The 3,127-nt window shown below is 67.2% G+C and carries 1 protein-coding gene and 2 pseudogenes; all 3 read left to right on the top strand.

Features of this window, described 5'->3' with window-relative positions; all coding sequences use genetic code 11:
• The first annotated feature begins 342 nt into the window (after positions 1-342).
• The 3 genes and pseudogenes from DP939_RS45115 to DP939_RS45110 all read left to right on the top strand — a co-directional run bounded on the left by DP939_RS45115 (position 343) and on the right by DP939_RS45110 (position 2,876).
• On the top strand, positions 343-1,464 hold the full coding sequence (locus DP939_RS45115) for an IS630 family transposase (RefSeq protein ID WP_113986968.1): 1,122 nt from the start codon (positions 343-345) through the stop codon (positions 1,462-1,464).
• A 73-nt stretch (positions 1,465-1,537) separates the two neighbouring features.
• A pseudogene (locus DP939_RS49035) lies at positions 1,538-1,771 on the top strand (helix-turn-helix domain-containing protein); the annotation flags it as partial.
• Positions 1,772-2,876, top strand: a pseudogene (locus DP939_RS45110) (IS630 family transposase).
• The last annotated feature ends 251 nt before the right edge of the window (positions 2,877-3,127 follow it).

The following is a 3,127-nucleotide window of genomic DNA, read 5'->3' as shown; positions in this document are numbered from 1 at the left end:
GAGACGCTCATCGGCGAGGCCAAATGGAACCAGCTCCGGCTGGCCCGGGGCCTCGCACAAGACCTGCGTCGTTCGCGCTACGCTTGGAGCCTGGTGCCGACGTCATCGCCATCACCGCCACCCAGCTCCGCCAGGTGATCGAGCGGCTGATCGAAGTCGGGCAATGGCGGAGTGGGGATGCCCGCGCCGATGTTCGGGTGCCAATGTCAGCCCGACCAGCGCCCGGCCGCGCGTTACTGCGTGACCTAGTGCTGTGACCGGAAACGATCACCGGGTTGGCGTGTAGGACCGTCCTGCCGGTTGGATGAGCTGATCACGCTCGTTCAGCAGTCGGGAGGCCCGGTGACACAACCGGTCAAGGTCCGCAGGCTCTCAGACCAAGAGGGGCAGAAGCTGCAGCACATCGTGCGACGCGGCACGATGAGCACGGTGCGTTATCGGCGGGCGATGATCCTGCTGGCCTCGGCCGGCGGCAACACCGTCCCGGTCATCGCGCGCCTGGTCCAAGCCGATGAGGACACCGTGCGGGACGTCATCCACCGATTCAACGAGATCGGGCTGGCCTGCTTGGACCCTCAGTGGGCGGGAGGCCGTCCCCGCCTGCTGAGTCCTGATGACGAGGAGTTCATCGCGGCGACGGCCACCACCCGCCCCGCCAAGCTCGGCCAGCCGTTCACCCGCTGGTCCATCCGCAAGCTCCTGCACTACCTGCACCGCCTGCCCGACCGGACCATCACCCTGGGCCGGGAGGCGCTACGCACCCTGCTGCACCGGCTCGGAATCACCTTCCAGCGCACCAAGACCTGGAAGGACTCGCCCGACCCGGACTTCGACACCAAGCTGGAGGAGATCGAGTACGCCCTCACCCATCGCCCCGAGCGCACCTTCGCCTTCGACGAGTTCGGCCCGCTGGGCATTCGTCCGACCGCCGGCACGGGCTGGGCACCCGCCGGCGAGCCGAACCGGTTGCCGGCCACCTACCGCCGCACCCAGGGCGTCACCTACTTCCACGGCTGCTACTCCGTCGGTGATGACCTGCTGCGGGGCGTCAACCGCGCCCGCAAGGGCATCGACCACACCTGGGCCGCCCTGCGCTCGATCCGCGCCGCACGCCCGGACGGCGCGCCGATCTACGTCATCTTGGACAACCTGTCGGCGCATAAGAACTGGCGCATCCGCACCTGGGCCAGGAAACACAAGGTCAGGCTGCTGTTCACACCGACCTACGCCTCCTGGGCCAACCCGATCGAGGCGCACTTCGGCCCGTTGCGCCAGTTCACTCTGGCCAACTCCGATCACCCCAACCACACGGTCCAGACCCGCGCCCTGCACGCCTACCTGCGCTGGCGTAACGCACACGCCCGTCATCCCGACGTGCTGGCCGCCCAGCGCCGCGAACGCGCCCGCATCCGCAGCGAGAAGGGCATCCGCTGGGGCGGCCGTCCCCTCGCGCCGGCAGCATGAGCCCCTCACCCAACCCGGTGATCGTTTCCGGTCACAGCACTAGTGTCATGCGCCAGAAATTCGTCGCATAAATATGTATGCTCGTTGTGTGTCGACTCCAGGTCCATCCGCAGTGGAGATCCGGCTGACCGATGCCGAACGTGCCCGGCTGATGGCCGTGGCCGCCGACCCGTCGAGACTGGCGATCAGAGCACGGATCGTGCTGGCGTGCGCGCAGCCGGGCGCCACTAACGCGCAGGTGTCGCGCGACCTCGGGGTGTCGGTGCATACCGTGCGCAAGTGGCGTTCGATATTCGCGCGGGGCGGGGTGCAGTCCTTGGTCGATGAGCCCCGGCCGGGGCGGCCCAAGGCAGGGCTGACGCTGAGCGACGCCGAGCGGGAGACCTTGCGGCGGTGGGCACGGCGGGCCAAGTCGTCGCAGATCCTGGCGACCCGCTCGAAGATCGTGCTGGCCTGCGCGGACGGCAAGGACAACAAGCAGGTCGCCGCCGAGTTGCGGGTGGATCCGGCCACGGTGTCCAAGTGGCGGTCGCGGTTCCTGCGGCTGCGGCTGGACGGCCTGATCGACGAGGCCCGGCCCGGCCGTCCGCCGTCGATCACCGTGGACCAGGTCGAGCAGGTGGTGGTGGCGACACTGGAGCAGACGCCGAAGAACGCCACGCACTGGTCGCGCACCTCGATGGCCGCCCGCAGCGGGCTGAGCAGATCGACGATCGGGCGGATCTGGCGGGATTTCGGGCTCAGACCCCACCAGGCCGACACGTTCAAACTGTCTGCCGATCCACTGTTCATGGAGAAGGTTGTCGACGTTGTCGGGCTGTACCACAACCCGCCCGAGCGGGCCGTGGTGCTGTGCGTGGATGAGAAATCACAGATCCAGGCCCTGGACCGGTCGCAGCCGGTGCTGCCGATGATGCCGGGCATGCCCGAGCGGCGTACCCACGATTACGTCCGCAACGGGATCACCAGCCTGTTCGCCGCTTTCAACGTCGCCGACGGCAGGGTCATCGGCGAACTGCATCGCCGGCACCGTGCCGCCGAGTTTCAAGAAGTTCCTGGTCACGATCGACAAGGCGGTGCCGGCCGGGCTGGAGGTCCACCTGGTCTGTGACAACTACGGCACGCACAAGACCCCGGCGATCAGGGCGTGGCTGGCCGGTCATCCCCGTTTCCACATGCACTTCACGCCGACCGGGTCCTCATGGATCAACCAGGTGGAGCGGTGGTTCGGCTTCCTGACCGATCAGGTGATCAGGCGCGGAGTGCACAAGAGCGTCCAAGCTCTGGAGAAGGACATCCGCGCCTGGATCGATCAGTGGAACGACAACCCGCGCCCGTTCGTGTGGAAGAAGACCGCCGGGGAGATCCTCGAATCCCTCGCTAAATATCTACGACGGATTTCTGGCGCATGACACTAGCCGATACGGCACTCACCAGTCGCATCTCGCAATCTCGCGCATGAACGAAGCAGCGGCCCTTCCCTCACCACAGGTTGTGTGTCCTGCGGCTCGATCAGTACTACGACCGCCTCCGACTCCCTCCCAGCCGCCGCCCACTTCCCGGCTCCTCACCGGTTATAGGACGGCGTTGTCCACGCCTATCCGCAGCACGCTTCGGCCGGGGAGGGCCTCCCCAGTTCCCGACGCCACCTTCTGAACGTTCC

Origin of the sequence: Spongiactinospora rosea (genome assembly GCF_003315795.1) — a bacterium.
Lineage (GTDB): Bacteria > Actinomycetota > Actinomycetes > Streptosporangiales > Streptosporangiaceae > Spongiactinospora > Spongiactinospora rosea.
The sequence above is the reverse complement of the archived record's forward strand: the minus strand, read 5'-3'. Positions and strand labels throughout refer to the sequence as shown.